The sequence below is a fragment of the Betaproteobacteria bacterium genome (assembly GCA_009377585.1).
Classification (GTDB): Bacteria; Pseudomonadota; Gammaproteobacteria; order Burkholderiales; family WYBJ01; genus WYBJ01.
Genome location: WHTS01000030.1, coordinates 30,307 through 46,746 on the forward strand (window position 1 = coordinate 30,307; position 16,440 = coordinate 46,746).

13 protein-coding genes are annotated in these 16,440 nt (G+C 66.2%); 7 read left to right on the forward strand and 6 right to left on the reverse strand.

What is annotated here, in order from left to right; all coding sequences use genetic code 11:
* Nucleotides 1-79 precede the first annotated feature (79 nt).
* From GEV05_12070 to GEV05_12080, 3 genes are all read right to left on the reverse strand, one after another.
* On the reverse strand, nt 80-1,219 hold the full coding sequence (locus GEV05_12070) for a hypothetical protein (GenBank protein ID MPZ44119.1): 1,140 nt from the start codon (nt 1,217-1,219) through the stop codon (nt 80-82).
* 192 nt (nt 1,220-1,411) lie between these two features.
* The gene (locus tag GEV05_12075) at nt 1,412-1,702 is read right to left on the reverse strand and encodes a hypothetical protein (protein ID MPZ44120.1); all 291 of its coding nucleotides are present in this window, start codon (nt 1,700-1,702) and stop codon (nt 1,412-1,414) included.
* A gap of 37 nt (nt 1,703-1,739) precedes the next feature.
* Nucleotides 1,740-2,063 (reverse strand): hypothetical protein, encoded by a 324-nt coding sequence (locus GEV05_12080; GenBank protein ID MPZ44121.1) that lies wholly within the window; start codon nt 2,061-2,063, stop codon nt 1,740-1,742.
* On the opposite strand from GEV05_12080, the gene GEV05_12085 reads away from it, so the two are divergent.
* The 4 genes from GEV05_12085 (at nt 2,049) to GEV05_12100 (ending at nt 8,611) form a co-directional block, all read left to right on the forward strand.
* A complete protein-coding gene (locus GEV05_12085) occupies nt 2,049-3,770 on the forward strand; it encodes a hypothetical protein (GenBank protein MPZ44122.1) in 1,722 nt (573 codons plus the stop codon). The two genes, GEV05_12080 and GEV05_12085, sit on opposite strands and share 15 nt — an antisense overlap.
* A 376-nt stretch (nt 3,771-4,146) precedes the next feature.
* Nucleotides 4,147-4,677 (forward strand): OmpA family protein, encoded by a 531-nt coding sequence (locus GEV05_12090; protein ID MPZ44123.1) that lies wholly within the window; start codon nt 4,147-4,149, stop codon nt 4,675-4,677.
* 437 nt (nt 4,678-5,114) lie between these two features.
* Nucleotides 5,115-7,121: a hypothetical protein gene (locus GEV05_12095; protein ID MPZ44124.1), complete on the forward strand. Its 2,007-nt coding sequence runs from the start codon at nt 5,115-5,117 to the stop codon at nt 7,119-7,121.
* Nucleotides 7,122-7,162: 41 nt separating this feature from the next.
* The gene (locus GEV05_12100) at nt 7,163-8,611 is read left to right on the forward strand and encodes a hypothetical protein (GenBank protein ID MPZ44125.1); all 1,449 of its coding nucleotides are present in this window, start codon (nt 7,163-7,165) and stop codon (nt 8,609-8,611) included.
* Here GEV05_12100 and GEV05_12105 read toward each other — a convergent pair.
* Nucleotides 8,608-9,825: a CoA transferase gene (locus GEV05_12105; protein ID MPZ44126.1), complete on the reverse strand. Its 1,218-nt coding sequence runs from the start codon at nt 9,823-9,825 to the stop codon at nt 8,608-8,610. The genes GEV05_12100 and GEV05_12105 overlap by 4 nt on opposite strands.
* A 44-nt stretch (nt 9,826-9,869) precedes the next feature.
* Between GEV05_12105 and GEV05_12110 the strand changes: the two genes are divergently transcribed.
* Both GEV05_12110 and GEV05_12115 read left to right on the forward strand, forming a co-directional pair.
* Entirely contained in the window at nt 9,870-11,492 is a 1,623-nt protein-coding gene (locus tag GEV05_12110) for an amino acid adenylation domain-containing protein (protein ID MPZ44127.1), read from the forward strand.
* Between the two features lie 132 nt (nt 11,493-11,624).
* Nucleotides 11,625-11,882 (forward strand): hypothetical protein, encoded by a 258-nt coding sequence (locus GEV05_12115; protein ID MPZ44128.1) that lies wholly within the window; start codon nt 11,625-11,627, stop codon nt 11,880-11,882.
* On the opposite strand, the gene GEV05_12120 is transcribed toward GEV05_12115, so the two are convergent.
* Together GEV05_12120 and GEV05_12125 are read right to left on the reverse strand one after the other, a co-directional pair.
* Nucleotides 11,879-12,922, reverse strand: a complete 1,044-nt coding sequence (locus GEV05_12120; protein MPZ44129.1) for a fatty acid desaturase — start codon at nt 12,920-12,922, stop codon at nt 11,879-11,881. The genes GEV05_12115 and GEV05_12120 overlap by 4 nt on opposite strands.
* A gap of 387 nt (nt 12,923-13,309) precedes the next feature.
* Entirely contained in the window at nt 13,310-13,696 is a 387-nt protein-coding gene (locus GEV05_12125; protein ID MPZ44130.1) for an ACT domain-containing protein, read from the reverse strand.
* A gap of 173 nt (nt 13,697-13,869) precedes the next feature.
* On the opposite strand from GEV05_12125, the gene glgP reads away from it, so the two are divergent.
* Entirely contained in the window at nt 13,870-16,350 is a 2,481-nt protein-coding gene (gene glgP, locus GEV05_12130; GenBank protein MPZ44131.1) for a glycogen/starch/alpha-glucan family phosphorylase, read from the forward strand.
* Nucleotides 16,351-16,440: the final 90 nt, after the last annotated feature.

Below are 16,440 nucleotides of genomic sequence, written 5' to 3' on the forward strand. Positions count from 1 at the left end.
GTCCGCCACTCGGGTATGGCGCAGCTTGGCGTCGGGATCGCGACGATGCACGCCGGATAGGGGGTGGGGTTGCCGCCGATTACCGGCTCTGTACCTCGACGGTGACCGCACGCGAATTGCCGAAGCACGGCACATAGACCGAATGCGTGCCGGGCCCGCCGGCGACGATCAGCTGAATGTCTTCGGGCTGGGGCGCGATCGTCAGCAGCGTGTCGAGCTCGAGCTGCGGGAATTCGTCCTTGCGCGAATCGAGCACGCGCGCGCGGTCGCGGTCGGTCATGCGTCCGGCCGCCATGCGCGAGCGCAGCCAGAGCTCGCGCTTCACGTCGGCCTTCGACATCCCGGCGCGATGCAGCACTTCGGCATGCTCCGGACCCAGGATCAGCCACGGCTCGCCGCCGTGCGTGTACTCGTTGCTCGGCGGATGGATCATCGTCTGCGCGAATGCGTCGAGCAACTGGTCGGCATCCTTGGCGTGCGAGTTCATGTTCATCGTGCCTTCGGCCCCGACCACGGTGACGGTGGTCGCATCGGGCCGAAAACCGCGCTCGACATGCAGCGCTTGCCATGGGCTCGCCGCCTCGTTCTCGGCGCAGCAGAACGTGTATTTGCCCGGCTGGCCGTGGGTCGCACGATCCATCTCGCCGGGTAGCGCGCCGCCGATATTCTGCAGCACCAGGTGCACGGCGCGTCCGAGCGTCGCATTTGCCCAGGCGCCTTGGCCGAGACAATTGATGCCGGCATTGATGCCCAGATGCTGCGCGCCCGGTCCGTTGACCACGACCCAGACCGCAACCGAGTTGGTCGTCGCCTGGATGCCTTGCAGGTTGAATTGCGCCTGCGCCACCGCCTCGACCGCCGCCACCACCAGCGGCAGATGCTCCGGTGCGCAGCCCGCCATGACCGCATTGGCCGCGATGCTCTCCAGGGTCGCCACACCGAACCCGGGTGCGATCGAGGCAACCACGGCGTCCGGCGAATAGCCGTTGCGAGCGAGCATCCGCTCGACCCGCTCCACGGTCGGCGGCATCACCGGCAACCCGTCGCCCCAGCGCCGTTCGCGAATGAGCGCCTGGATCGCTTCCAGGTCGCCGCTCACTTCATGGCGCGCACAGCGCTGCGGCACAGGTGCCGAGTTCGGTGAAGCTTTACCCGCGCTGCCAGGAAGCTCGGCGCGCTGAGCGAGCGCGAGCAGCTGATCGACGCACTGCGCCGCCATGGCTCGAATCTCGTCGCGATTGCGATTGCCGAACGGATGCGCAACGCGAAGGATGGGCAAATCCGCATTGCCGAGCGCGCGTGCCTGGGCGTGGCCCAGCGTCTCGAACGCGGTCGAGCAGATGGTGACGGCCGCCTTGCCGCGCTTGGCCGCCTCGATGCTGTCGTGGACACTCCACGACGTGCACGACCCTCAATCGCCGGAGCCGGCGATGACGAGGTCGCATTCGGCGGCCATGCTCTCCAGCGCTTCTTGCGCAACCGGCAGCGAAGCCGTGCGCTTGCGATGCGTCAGCACGCGCGCAACCCCATGCTGCTCGGTGAGCAACGTACCGATCTCGGCGGCCAGGTGTTCGAAGTTGGGCTTCGCGTTGTCGATGAAACCCACGACTTTGCCTTGCAGGCTTTCGAACCGCGCCGACGTGCTGTCCGCCTGCGGTCGCGGCGGTGCGGTCGGTTCGACCAGGATCGTTTTCGAATTCATTGTGCTTTCTCCAGCATGAGTGTGTTTTCCGGGCCCCTTATTTTGCACCGGGATAAACCTCGGGGCCATAGAAGGCGCGTACGCGCGCGAGAAGCTCGCCGCTCGGCGGCGCGTACCCGCCACGCTTGGCTGCGAAGCGGCCCGTGAGGCGGAAACGCCGCGCCGCCATCTCGCCCATTTTCACCAGCTCGACGATGCCGTTCACGATCGGTGCGCCCTCGATCCGGTACATCCCGGCCTCGATCGTGAGGACCACGACCTCGCCACCGGCCGGAATCACGACCTCCGCGCCACGTTCGAGCAAGCGCGATGCCGCGATGGTGAACTGGTCAAGCAGGTCGGCCCGATGGTCGCGGTCCACCAGGCCCTTCTTCAGGTCGACCGGCGAGGTGCGCATCGGCTCGATGCCCACGAGCTGGCGTTCGAGCCCGTAACGACGCGCATTCTCCGTAAGGCGCGGAATCCAGCGCTCGCTGATCGCCACCAGGCCGAAACTTGCGCCCATCATGCAGGCAAGGTGCATGCAGGTCTCGCCGAGCCCCAGCACCGGAATATCGACTTGCTCGCGCGCTTCACGAATTCCGGCATCGCTGATGTTGCCGATGAGAAATGTGTCGAACCCTTGCCTCTGCGCACGAACCGCGTTCTCGATCACTTCGTGGGTGTCGTGGTGCTCGAGCAATCGATAGTGCTGGCCGATGCCGGCGGAGCGATGCACGCCCTGCAGGTGGATCGTCGTATCCGCGTCGGCCACCGATCCAAGAATGCGATTAAGGACGAGACCGTACGCATTCGTCTCGGCCTGATGGGAGAGACTTTGATACCAGAGCTTCATATCGTTTCCTGTGAGCAGCGCATGCTTCGTGACCCGCTATCGAGCGCTCCCTATTTCATGTCACGCTCGTCCTATACGATCAATAGGCAACCCGGAGGGCTTCACGAATCTCGTCGAGCGGCGCTTGCAGCGCGAACCCGTCACGTCCCATATCTCGATTGTTCGGGCACATGCTCTGTAAGCGCAGAAATTTGCTATGTTGCGGGGCTCGCCTCAGCGCAGTTCGAAAATCACTCATTCAAAGAGCAAAGACAAAGGAGCAAGGCCGTGAAGTTTCGATGCATCTTCGTGCTCGTCGGGCTCATCTGGCAGGCGACGGGCTTCGCCGCACAAGACTATCCCAACAAACCGGTGCGCGTCCTGGTTGCTACGCCCGCGCGCTCGACGCCCGACATGGTCGCACGCCTGGTCACCCCCGGCCTCAGCACGCTTTTCGGCCAGCAGTTCCTCGTCGACAACCGCAGCGGTGCGAACGGCATGCTCGGCACCGAGCTCGCGGCCAAGGCCACACCCGACGGCTACACGCTTGTCATGGGCACACCGAGTACGCTCACGATCATGCGCTACGTGCACAAGGACGTCCCCTACGACGCGCTGCGCGATTTCTCGCCCATCGGGCTCATTTCGGTTGGGCCTTACCTGTTGGTCGCACATCCGTCGGTGGCGGCGAGAACGGTGGGCGAGCTGATCGCTCTGGCCAAGACCCAGCCGGGCAAGCTCACGTATGGCTCGGGCGGAAACGGCAGTACCAATCACCTGGCGATGGAGCTCTTCAAGAGTTTTGCGCGAGTCGACATTCGTCATGTGCCCTACAAGGGCGATCTGCCGGCCATCACGGACGTGCTCGGCGGGCACGTCAACATGTCGATGCTGCCGATCGGACCGCTGCTGCCGTATGTCAAGACGGATCGGCTGCGCGTACTCGCTGTGACGAGCGTCAAGCGGGCTTCGCAACTGCCGCAGGTGCCGACGCTGGACGAATCCGGGTTGAAAGGTTTTGAGGCGATCGTCTGGTTCGGCATGCTGGCTCCCGCAAGAACACCCAAGCCGATCGTGGCGCGCCTGGCCGAAGGCTTGCAAAAGGTGATGCGCCAGCGCGAGGTTCGCGCTCAATTTCAGGACCAGAGCATCGAACCGGCCGACGGGAATCCGGCCGAGCTCGAGCAACTGATCCGGCGTGAGATCGAGACCTACGGCAAGCTTGCAAAGAGTGCGCACATCAAGGCGGAGTGACGCGTGCTGCTGAGCGTACTCGCCTGACCAGTGTCGCTGCGTGCCGTGTCGCCGCGATTCAGGCACTCACCGTACGAGTAACGCCCAATGGATTGCGCATAAGACCGTTGTCCTAATCTCCCGCGCCGCCACAAGAAGCGTCGCGACGGCCGAACGGCGCCATCACACGCGCATCCTTGTCCATATTCTGGATTTACGCTGTCCGCCCTCGCACGCAATGCTTTAGACTTCGGCCTGTGCAGCGAACGGCCCAGCATTGCCGCATCGCAAGCCGCCACAAGACCAAACTTCCCGCACCTGCAGAGGAGACTGGATGCCGCGAAGCCTGTACGTCCCGTTGCCCACTCAATTGCCCTGTCAATAAATCGGAGGAATCATGCGTAACACGATAATAATCGGCGCCTTGGCGTCTGCCTTCCTGGCCGGCTGCGCTGCCACGCCGTCGAAGGAATTGAGCGAGTGCCTGCAACCGAACCGGCGCGTAGCCGTCGAGGTCGGCGGGCGCGTTCTCAAGCCCAAGCCGAAACCCAAGCCCGGTGCGGAAGCCAAGCCGGCTCCGGCGGCCAAGTCCAAGAAGCCGCAATATTCGAACTTGCAACTGAATGCGTTCGCGCAAGGCGACAGCGCATGGGACGTGGGCAGCTCGGTGCTCAAGGATGGCGGCAAACAGGATCTCGACAAGCTCGTCGCCACGCTCGCCAAGCGCAAGGTGATGATCGGCTCGATCATCATCGCCGGCCATACCGACCGGTTCGAGGCGGACAGCGCGAACGCCAATCTTTCCGAGCAGCGCGCCAAGTCGGTGGCGAGCTACCTCGCTTCCAAGGGGCTGGACCAGAAGCTGATGTTCTGGGAAGGCAAAGGCGCCAAGGAGCCGGTGCCGGTTACCAAGTTCTGCGAGAGCTGATCGCTTTCCCGTCCCCCGACCGGGGGGCGCGCTCCCGGTTGCCAGCATCTACGCATTGCACCCCATCGCCGAAGCGCACCGCAGCGAGCGGTTGCTTCGGCGATTTTACGCGGCCTCCTTGCGAACATGAGTTGTGGCTGCGGCCGCGCCTTCGACCGCCGCCGCCTGCTGCATGTCTCCAGGTGGCGGCACAAGCCGAATTGTGGTGAATCCGGTATCGGACGCCGGCCGCAGGACTTGAATCGGCACAGCTAACTGGCATACATCCTGCTCGCGACGGTATCATCCAAGGCGTGCTGTCGCACGGCACGGGCGGGCTCTGCCTGAGCGAGCGATCGTTGAATTTACAGCGATCGCGGACGTTAATGAGGTTCCGGGCCTGGACCTGCCTCCGAGCGAAGCGTCCACCAGGGCCTCGAACCATGAACGGAATCGCCTTGAATACCCGATTCGGACCGAGCTCGGCGGCGCACGGGCATCGGTTGCGCCCCCGTCTGTTGCCTCCCGAGCTGCGGCTGAAGTCGCTGGTCGCGGCCACAGCGCTTGCGCTCGCGATGCTGCCGGATGCGAGTTTCGGCCAAAGCATCGGCCCGCTCGACGTCCGCTCGCGGCTGGGTGAGCGCTTCTTCGCTGCCGTGCCGGTGCGCACGCCCGACGGGATCATCGATCCGGGCTGCATTCGGGTCGCGCCGAACCCGAACGCGCCCGCCGGCGCGCAAGCGCTACAAGGTGCCCGGATTCGCGTCGGATCGGCCGACACCGTCATCATCGAAACGCTCGGCACGGTCATGGGCCCGGTGGTCGGCCTGCGTCTCGAAGTCGGCTGCGAGAATCCGGTCGGGCGCGATTTCGTCGTGCTCGATCCGAGCGTATCGCAGCCCGCTGTGCCGGCGGCGGCGAGCGCAGCGGCAACGCCGCTTGCCTCGACCTCTGTGGCCTCGACGCCTGCGGCTCCGATTGCCGAGCGCTTGCCGCGGGCCGTTGGGGCCCGGCCGCAACGGCGTACCCGCGACGCGGTACCGGCAGCTTCGCCGGCCGCGCAGCCGAAACCCGTCGAAGCCGGTGCGGTAGCGGCGGCCGCGCGCGCGGCAATCACGCCCCCTGCGCCTCGGGCCGCCACCGCAACCCGATCGGCAGCGCCGGCGGCGGCGCCGGCAGCCGCGGAAACTTCGACGGCAGCGCCCGCCTCGGCCGAATCGCAGCGCCGGATTTCCGAGCTGCGCGCCCGCAGCGACGATCATGCCGCCGCGCTGCTCGCGCTGGAGGACCGGCTAGCCCTGCTGCAGAAGCAGGCCGAGCTGCTCAAGGCCCAACTGGAGCAGCGGCTCGCAGCCACGCCGGAGCGGCCGGATGCGACGGCGAGCGCCGCCAGCAGTCCCACTGCCGCGGCCGCCGCGCCGATTGCATCGGCACCCGCCGCAGCGACGAGCGCCGCAGCGCCGGCCCCGCTTGCCGCACCAGCGGCTTCGTCGCTTGCCGCACCAGCGGCTGCGCCGGCTACTGCACTGGGGGCTGCGCCCGCCGCGCAGCCGAAACCCGCATCCACAGCCGCATCGAGCGCACCGGCGGCCGCGCCGGCCGCGAGCAGCACACGTGGCCAGAGCGTTCTCGATCTGCTGCTCGATTGGAAGGTGGCGGGAGGAATTGGAGTCCTTCTGCTGGGTGCATTCGCGATCAGCCGGCGGCGCCGGCCGACCTTCAAGCCCACACCGGCAACGCCGGCGAGCACCGCCGCCCCATCGGCTGCGCTGTTCGATGAAACGCCCCTGCACCAAAGAACGCAGGAAGTGCCGGTGCTGGCGCAAGCGGTCCGCGCGGTCGATACCGCGGAATGGGAAGTCACCCAGCCGCGCATGGTCGATCAGACCGCCGAATGGGTAGCGCCGCCGACCACGGATTCCTTGCCGCTTCCCGATGCGGTCAGAACCCAGCCGGTCACGCTTCCGGGCGCGGCCATGACGCGCGAGTATCACATCACGCAGCAGTTCCAGCCAGCCGCCGAGCGCGTGGTGGCGCTGTCCTCGCCGGAAGAGATCGTGCAGCAGGCGCGCACGCACTACATGGAGGACGACGACGTCTTCAAGGCGATCGACCTGTTGGAGATGGCCGTATCGGCGCGCAAGGACAGTACGCGCCCGTGGCAGGCGCTGTTCGCCATCTACCGGCGCGAGAACATGCCGGAACGCTATCAGCGCCTGGTGCTCGCCTACCGCGGCGCCTTCGGGCAGGACAACAACTGGCCCGCGATCCGCACTCTCGGCCAACAGATGGATCCGACCAATGCGCTCTATGGCGACGAGGCCGGCGGCGAAACCATACCGGATGATCTGGTGGAGCGCTGGCTCGGCGTGCCGCTCGACTTCACCGCGCATCTGCTCGCAAACGAAATGCACGATCAGCTCATGGACACCTACTCCGGACGCAAACGCAGTAACCGCAGATGATCGCGAACGCTGCCCGAAATTTCGATCCCAGCGAGGGCGCCGTGACTGCCGTGGATGACGACTCGAGGCCCACCTTCGATCGGGTGCTGGCGCTGTTCGAATCCGCGCCGGACACGATGCCCTTCGACCCGGCGCACGTGCTGGTTCTCACCCGGCTGCAGCGGGCATCGAAAGAGCATTACACGAGGATCCTGGACGGGCTGCTGGAAGGGCGCGACGGCGGCACCTTGGCGCTTGCCGTGATTCGCGGCGCACAGATGCTGCACCGGCGCATCGCCAATGCGCTCGCGCAAACGGCGTTGCGGCTCGTCAACCGCCCGCAGCTGCCCGAGGAGCAGATGCAATGCGCTGAGCTCGCGCTCTGCTCGCTGCGCGCCCGCGCCGACGAGATCAAATGGCATGCGTTCGAGCAGACGGCGGCACAGCCTTCGAGCTGGCAGCAAGCCAACCAGCTCATGCGCGCGATCGAGTCGCTGGGGCTGGAGCGCCAGGTCGGCGGCGGCGAGCTGAGCTGCACCGACGCGTTCGCGCACTGCCTGCTCGCGTGCACTTTGAACGTGGGCATTCTCACTTCGCCGCAGATGGAGCTGGCGCAGCGTTGGCTTGCCGCGAGCGCGCGCGATCTGCGCGTCGAACCGTTCTTCGATCCCGAAGCGCACTGGTACCAGATCGATCTCGCGGGCGACAAGGGGCCCGAGCGCGTATCGCCTGCGTCCGCTGTCGCGGAAACCACCCGTTTCCTGGCGGTTGCGCCCCTGGGCGCGACCTTGGCCCGCGCCCGCAGTCAGCTCTATGCCGGCAAGCTCTCCGTCGGCGCGACGCCCAGCCGGGTGGTGGCATTGCATTTCGGCGCCTTTCTCGATCTGGCCGAAAAGCTCTGGTCGCAGGACTTCCGCCGCGCCACCTGGCGCAGCGAGCGCGAGAAGGTGAGCGGCGAATCGATCGAAGTCGTGCTCGGCTTCGACCAGGTCATGGGCTTGCTGGCCGCCGAGGACACCGATCCCGATCGGCCCGCGGTGGCTTCCTGGGAATTGCGCGACAGGAGCGCAACCGGCCTGGGTGCGTCACTGCCCAAGGACGCCGGCGAACATATTCCACTCGGTGCGCTGATCGGGTTTCGCCACGCCGGCAGCGAGAATTGGCAGCTCGGCTGCATCGTGCGCCGCATCCGGGTGCCGGACGCGAGCCGCTGGAGCATCGGCATCAAGCGGTTGAGCGAATCGCCGGTGCTGATCGATCTCGAGCCGAGCAGCGTGGCGCTGCAGCTGGAAACCGAGGCGACACCGGACCCGGCGGGGGCCATCTATGCCCCGATCGAGACCGATGCCGGCCGCATCGACGGCGTCGTGATCGGCTCCGATCGTTTCGGCGGCAACAACGATTTCCTGCTGCCCACGGGCGGTGGCGCATTCCGCATCCGCGCCAACCGCGTGATCGATCGCGGCGATCGCTGGATCCGGATCGGGTTCGAGGTGTTGGGAAAGCGTTAGCCCGCGCCCAAGGCACCGGCAGCGTACAACTCGTCGATCTCCCGGGCCGTCATTGCAAGCATTTCAGTGAGAACTTCCCGAGTATGTTGACCGAGCAGCGGCGATGCGCTGCGCACGCTGGCCGGCGTCGCCGACAAGCGCACCGCCGGACCGGCGACGCGCACCTTGCCCAGGCGCGGATGCTCGACGTCGACCAGGGCGCCGCGCGCCTTCACCTGCGGGTGCTCGACGACCTGCCCGAGATCGTTGATCGCGCCGACCGGAATGCCGCGGCCGATGAGAATCTCCTCCCACTGCTCGTACGACTTGGTCATGAAGACTTCCTGCAGCCTGTCGAGCAGGGTGGCGCGGTTGGCGCGCCGATCCTGGTTGGTGCGGTAGTGCGGATCGTCCGCAAGCTCCGGGCAGCCGATCGCCGGGCAGAAGTCCTTCCACAGCTTTTCGCTGCCGACCGCGAGCGCCAGATCGCGCGTGGCGGTATGAAAGGTCTGGTACGGCAGCAGCGATCGGTAGGCGGTGCCCATGGGACGCGGCACGTGTTTATCCATGAAGTAGTCGCCGATCATCGTCCCGAGCAGCGCCAGCTGCCCCTCCATCATCGAGATGTCGACCGACTGTCCGCGCCCGGTTTTTTCCCTCACCCGCAGTGCCGCCATCACGCCGAAGGCGGCATTCATGCCGGCGGTCATGTCGGCGATGGAAACCCCGGCGCGCGCGGTCGTCCCGTCGGCCGAGCCGGTGACGCTGATCATGCCGCTTTCGGCTTGCAGGATGAGATCGAGCGCGGCGCGATCCCGGTAGGGTCCATCCTGGCCGAAGCCGGAGATGGAGCAATAGACGATGCCGGGATTGCGCTTCGACGCCTCCGCGTAGCCGAGGCCCAGCTTGTCGAGCGCGCCGACCCGGTAGTTCTCGACCACGACATCGGCATGCTCGAGCAGGCGCCAGAACGTCTCCTTGCCGCGCGGGTTCTTCAGATCGAGCACGATGCCGCGCTTGTTCCGGTGCAGGGCGACGAAATAACCCGCATCGCCGCTCGGCCCACGCGAGCCCCAGGCACGCGCGATATCGCCGGCTCCGGGCGGCTCGATCTTCACGATTCGGGCGCCGTGGTCGCCCAGCGTCATGGTGCAGAAAGGCCCCGCCAGGGCGTGGCTCAGGTCGAGAACGGTGATGCCTTCGAGGGCTTGGTGCATACGTGCTCCGGGGTTCATGGCTTCGGTGCGATTTTCGCCGATGATGCGCGTCGAGGACAGCCATGAGCTTCAATCCGGCTCAGCCAGTATTCGAGCAATGCCTGCGCACGCCCGATCGGCTTGCGCTCTACGCCGGCGGCGTCGAGCTGACCTATGCGGAGCTGCGGACGCGCGCGGCCCGGCTCGCCCACGCGCTGCAGGCGCGCGGCATGGGCCGAGGCGAGCGCATCGGCATCCTCGGCTCGCGCAGCCTGACCGCGATGCTCGCCGTGCTCGGCGCTGCCTGGGCCGGCGCCACGTACGTCCCGCTCGGCGTGCGCTGGCCGCAGCCACGCTTGCAGTCGGTGCTTCCCCGGGTGGCGCTCGATGGGTTGATCGTCGACGAAACAGGACTGGCGCTGCTCACGCCGTCGCTGCTGGACGCGATCCCATTGCTTGTCGTGCCGAGCGACGCCGCATGGCGCGGCTTGCCGCCCGCCCTTCAGAGTAAGGCCATCAGCCTCGAGGCGTTGACCGAGTACGACGGCAACGTGGCTCCGACGCCGCTGCAAGCCGGCGACCTAGCCTACATCGTGTTCACGTCCGGCACCACCGGCGTTCCGAAGGGCGTGATGGTTCCGTGCGCTGCGCTTGGCGCCTACCTGGCCGCGCTCGCCGCGCGCAAGGCAATGACGCCGCAGGACCGCGCATCGCAGTTCACCGAACTGACCTTCGATCCGTCCGTGGGCGAGATCTTCGTGCCGTGGCGCGCCGGCGCGTCGCTGCATGTCGTGCCGCCGGTGAGCCAGGTCTCGCCGGCGAAGTTCATTCGCGAACGAAGCCTCACCGTCTGGGGCAGCACGCCGGCGCTGATCGCATGGATGCGCGCCACGCGCTCGCTGCAGCCCGGCTCGCTGCCGAGCCTGCGCTACACCTCGTTCGGCGGCGAGCCGCTCCCGCTCGCCTCGGTGCAGGCGTGGCAGGCGGCGGCACCGAACAGCGTGGTCGACAACCTGTACGGGCCGACCGAGGCGACCGTCGATTGCGCCGGCCAGCGGCTGGAGCCGGGCGCGACGGCCGTGGCGACGCCGGAGCGCGGTATAGCGGCGATCGGCGTGCCGCATCCTGGCACTGAGCTGGCGGTGATGAGTCCTGACCTGCGCCGCGCCGCGCTGGGCGAGCGTGGCGAGCTCGCCATTGCGGGCGCCCAGCTGAGCGCCGGCTACCTGGGCGCGCCCGAGCTGACCGCCGAGCGTTTCCGCTGGATCGAAGGCAAACGCTGGTATCTGACCGGCGATCTCGCGTTGCAGGATGCGTCTGGCATGTTCCACGTGCTGGGACGCGGCGACAACCAGATCAAGTTCCTCGGCCATCGCGTCGAGCTCGAGGACATCGAGGCTCACGTGCGGGCGATCGCGCGCACCGACCAGGTGGCGGCGTTGGCGTGGCCGATCGAGGATGGCGTGGCGCAGGCGATCGTTTGCTTCGTTGCCGGCAGCGCGCTGGAACCGACAGCCATTCGGCGGGCATTGCGCGAGCGCGTACCGGCCCATATGGTGCCGAGCACGATCCATTCGGCTGCGAGCCTGCCGCTCACCGGCAGCGGCAAGCTCGATCGGCACGCGCTCGCCGAGCGGCTCGCGGTCGATGCCGAAGGGAAAAGCGGCGAAGCCGCCGCAGTGGAGAACGCCGATGTCCGCTGCTGAGCGCACGCAGCAACCAGCATCGCCCGCAGCCGGCGCGCTGCATTGTTTCCTGTGCTTCTTCGCTGCGCCACAGCGGCATGTCGAGTTGCGACAGCACTTCGCTTTTGTGTTCGAAACGTTCAGGATCGACCGATGAATGCAAGCGATCTAGACAAGGTTCGTGGGTTCGTTGCCGGCATGCTGCGCGACCACGACGACCATGGCGCCTTTTCCGACAGCGAATCCTTGATCAAGGTCGGCCGCCTGGATTCGCTCTCGGTGGTGAAGCTGGTGACCTTCCTCGAAGGCGACTTTGCGGTCGACTTCGGCGAGGTCGAATTCGATCCGCAGCGGCTGGATTCGGTGAACGGGATCGCGGCGGTGATCGAGGAGTACCGCGCGCTGCACTAGCCGCGCGCGTTCGGCGAAGGCAACCAGCGCCGCACCCAGGATTCGGTCGCGGCTCCCGGGCCGAGGAAATACGAGATGCACTGCTCGCCCGCCGCATAAGGCGGCCAGCGCAGCAGCAACACGTGCGCGCGCGGCAGGGCATGGAACGGCATGCCGGGAACGAGGTGGTGCAGCAGGTGGTAGCCGTTGTGATGCGGATGGATCAACTGCGCCAGGATGCCGTCGAACGGATGGTTGCGGCTGAAGCCGATGAGGCTCCCCGGAACGAGACCGACGTGATCCGAAATCTCGCGAAATGTCGTGATGGGATGAAATACCAGCACGCGCGCCGCGATCCACACGCCGGCGCAGACGAGCGCGTTGCCAGGCCCCGAAGCGAAGGCGATGAGCCCCAGTACGGCGCCCCACCAGCCGGCCACACCCAGCAGCGCGCGCCCCGACATGCGCGGAAGGTGACTGAACAGGGACAGGCGCAGCATCCGCCCGGATGTGATCTGATCCCACCACACCGACGCCCAACCCCGGTGCAGGCAGCCGGCGTCGTGAATGAAATCGGGGTCGCGCCGCGGATCGCCGAGGAAACGGTGATGACGATTGTGCTCGCGCCGATAGAGATGCATCGAGACCCACAGCGGCCAGCAGAACAGCACGTTCGCAAGCCATGCAGCCCGCGTGCGGTGCTCATCGAACGATCGATGCGATGCGTCGTGCAGCAGGTTTCCGAGCGCGCGCTGGCGGTTGCCGACGATTAGCAGGGCGAGCGGCAGCGCGATCCAGCCGTAGCGCACGACGGCGGCCGCGGCCAGCGCGATCGCGATCCAGTCCAGCGCCGCCGCAGCCAGCGAGCGTCCAGGCCGCGGGCGAGCGAGCGCGTGCAGCTCCTGCGCAATGCCGCTGTGCCGCGCGAATTCCCACATGGGCGCAATTTCGCGCAGCACCGAAGCACTTTCTTCGGCCGCTGGCGAGGCAGCGCCGGCATCCGTGCGTGCGGCGCGATCGATGGCGTGTTCCATAGGCAGGGATGATCCGCCCGTCATCATGCAAGAAGCAGGCGAGCGGAGCGCGCTTCTGCGAATACTTGTCGAGGGTCCGCAAAGCAGTTGACAAAGCCACCGTGCGCTCGAGGCTCCCCTCTCCCTTCGGGAGAGGGGCTGGGGGTGAGGGAAGTCCTAAGCATGACACATTATTTTCCCTCACTTGCAGTGCGCGCATCGGCATGCAGGCCGATGCCGTTCGGCCGGCGCGGACCATGGTCCGCGAATTCCCGGCCTCACCCCTCGATCCCTCTCCCGAAGGGAGAGGGAAGACAAGCATAGCCATTGGGACAAACAAGAGGTTGGAAGCGAGGGATCGCGCGTGTCAGACTCTGTAGAAACCTCTGTAGCGGAGGTACGATAGCGTTTGATCGCCGCGGATGCGGCATTCCGTTACGGCCGGGCCACGCGATGACCGGCCCGGGTCAGTGCCGCAACGGCGGTGTCGAGATCCTCGGCGCGTACCAGGAAATGGTCGGTGTTGTACGTGGAAACCACGAAAATGCTGACGTTGGCCTCGGCGAGTATTCGGGAAACGGCGGCGAGCACGCCGATCATGCCGAACTCCAGCGTGCCCTGGATCGTGAGGCAGGACCACCCGCGCTCGCATTCACCGGCGTCGATGTCGACATGCTCCGGGACGACCAGGGAGAGCTCCTCGGCGTTGCGCGTGATGGAATACCAGTCGGCGTTCAGGCGGCGCGGATCCAGCGGCCAATCGAGCGGAATGCGCCGAATGCAGAACGACTCGGGCCTCAACACGAACGTGTATTCGGACATGACGACGAACTTTCGACGTATCTGCGCTTGCCAGCGGCCGTTCAGGATGCGGCTTGTGGCAGCGCAATTCAAGCGGCATTCAGTGTCCTCGAGTCCGAAATTCGCGCGGGGCACACGATTGGGGTTGCAGCAACGAACCCCGGAGGACGCAGGACACTAGCCAAGGAGTGAGCATGCGTGCATCCGAGCGGTCGCCCGAGCCGGTCCGCACCGGCCTCGGCGTCGAGGCGATCAAGCAGGATTTCCTGGACAACCTGCGCTACATCCAGGGCCGTTTCCCGCTTGTCGCGACCCTGAACGATCAGTACCAGGCGCTCGCGCACACCGTGCGCGACCGCCTGCTGGAGCGCTGGCTGCGTGCGGCCGAATCGTACCGGCGCAACGCCTCGCGCACTGTGTGCTACCTGTCCGCGGAGTTCCTGCTCGGTCCGCATCTGGCGGCGAACATGCTGAGCCTCGGCATCACCGAGGCCGTTCGCGAGGCGATGCACAGCCTCGACATCGACCTGGACGCGTTGATCGCGCACGAGGAAGAGCCGGGGCTCGGCAACGGCGGCCTCGGGCGTCTGGCCGCCTGCTACATGGAATCGATGGCGACGCTGAAGGTGCCGGCGATCGGCTACGGCATTCGCTACGAGTTCGGCATCTTCGACCAGGAGATTCGCGACGGCTGGCAGGTGGAGTGCACCGACAAGTGGCTGCGCTACGGCAACCCGTGGGAGATTGCGCGCCCGACGATCGCGTTCGGAGTGAAGTTCGGCGGCCATACCGAGACGTATACCGACGACCACGGCCGCCACCGCGTGCGCTGGGTGTCGGAGCGCGAAGTGCGCGGCGTGGCCTATGACACGCCGATTCACGGCTATCGCACCGACGGCGCGAATTTTCTGCGGCTGTGGCACGCGCGAGCGGTCGAGTCGTTCGACTTCCAGGCCTTCAATGTCGGCGATTACTACGGCGCGGTCGATGCGAAAGTGCGCTCCGAGACCATCTCCAAGGTGCTCTATCCGAACGATCAGGCCGCCGCGGGCAAGGCGCTGCGGCTCTCGCAGCAGTACTTCTTCGTCTCCTGCTCACTGCAGGACATGATTCGCATCCACCTGCAGGTGCCGGGAACGGGCGTCGACAGCCTGCACGAGAAGTACGCCGCGCAATTGAACGACACGCACCCGGCACTGGCCATCGCCGAAGCGATGCGCCTGTTGGTCGACGAGCACCTGCTGCCGTGGGACGAGGCCTGGCACATCACGCAGGCGCTGTTCGGCTACACCAATCACACGCTGCTGCCCGAAGCCCTGGAAACCTGGCCGCTGCCGTTGTTCGGGCGCATGCTGCCGCGCCACCTCGAGATCGTGTTCGAGATCAATCACCGGTTCCTGAACGAGGTGCGGCGGCGCTATCCCGGCGACGAGGCGCGGATCGCGCGCCTGTCGCTCATCGACGAGTCGGGCGACAAGAGCGTGCGCATGGCGAATCTCGCCTGCGTGGGATCGCATGCCATCAACGGCGTGGCCGCGTTGCATACGCGCCTCCTGCAGGAAAGCGTGCTGAATGGGTTCTACGAGCTGTGGCCGGAAAAGTTCGGCAACAAGACCAACGGCGTCACGCCGCGGCGCTTCCTGCAGCTCGCCAATCCAGGATTGAGTGCGCTCATCACCGAATCCATCGGCGAGGGCTGGAGCACGCAGCTCGACAGGCTCGCGGGACTCGAAGCGCATATCGGGCGCGACGACTTTCGGACCCGCTGGCGTGATATCAAGCAAGCCAACAAGACGCGCCTGGCGAGCCACGTGCGCACGCATTGCGGAATCGAGATCGATCCGGCCTGGCTGTTCGACATCCAGGTGAAGCGTATCCACGAGTACAAGCGCCAGCATCTGAGCGCGCTCAACATCGTCACCCGCTATCTGCGCCTGAAGGCCAACCCGGCGCTCGACATCGTGCCGCGCGTGTACGTGTTCGGTGGCAAGGCGGCGCCCGGCTACTACATGGCCAAGTGCATCATCAAGCTGATCACTTCGATCGCGCAGACGGTGAACGGCGATCCGGACGTGAACGGTCGCATGCGGGTGGTATTCGTGCCGAACTTTCGCGTGCAAGTGGCCGAGCTCATTTATCCGGCGGCCGAGCTTTCGGAGCAGATCTCGACTGCAGGCAAGGAAGCCTCCGGAACCGGCAACATGAAGTTCGCGATGAACGGAGCGCTCACCATCGGGACGCTGGACGGCGCCAACGTCGAGATTCGCGATCGGGTCGGCGCCGAAAACTTCTTCCTGTTCGGTCACACCGAGGCCGAGGTGCATGCGCTGCGCACGAGCGGTTACGACCCCGGAGCCCTGTACGAATCCGATCTCGAGCTCAAGGCCGCCATCGATCTCATCGCGTGCGGGCATTTTTGCGGCGGGGACCGGCAGCTCTTCCGGCCGCTGATCGACTCGCTGCTCGCGCGAGACGACTACATGCTCCTCGCCGACTACCGCGCCTACGTCGACTGCCAGGACGATGTCGATCGGGCTTACCGCGACCGCGAGCGCTGGACGCGGATGTCGATATGCAATGTGGCACGCATCGGCTTTTTCTCATCGGACCGCGCGATCCGCGAGTATTGCCGCGACATCTGGCATGTTTCGCCGGCGCCGGTCGGGCCGGCATGATGCACGACAAGAGCTGGCGGGCACACGAAGCTCCCCTCTCCCCCCGGGAGAGGGGCTGGGGGTGAGGGAAATCGTGCGCATGACGCATAA